This window comes from Paraburkholderia sp. SIMBA_053 (assembly GCF_046534895.1).
Classification (GTDB): Bacteria; Pseudomonadota; Gammaproteobacteria; order Burkholderiales; family Burkholderiaceae; genus Paraburkholderia; species Paraburkholderia caledonica.
Map to the genome: position 1 here is coordinate 1 of NZ_JAWRXU010001438.1, position 245 is coordinate 245.

Consider the following 245-nt stretch of genomic DNA (forward strand, 5'->3'; position numbering starts at 1 on the left):
CTCGACATAAGAAGAGGGGGCGGGTCATCGGAGATGGTCAATGCAGTGGATCAAAGAGCAGAACGGCAAGTGGACACACGCTGAACTGGGCGTCATCCAGTGTCTTCCCAATGGGACGTTTCAGGTCACCAATCCCGCTGGTGAAATCGTTGACGCGTTTGAGACCGTCGAGCAAGCCATGGTCTACCAGGGCGAACTGTGGACGGGCTGGCTGGAGGCGGGCGATAACGCGTGGGCGCATCCCG

At 59.2% G+C, this 245-nt stretch carries 1 protein-coding gene; it reads left to right on the forward strand.

The window, feature by feature from the left end:
• Positions 1 to 40: 40 nt before the first annotated feature.
• Positions 41 to 245 (forward strand): hypothetical protein (locus tag SB753_RS40375; protein WP_410805590.1); only part of this gene is annotated, 205 nt, incomplete at its 3' end.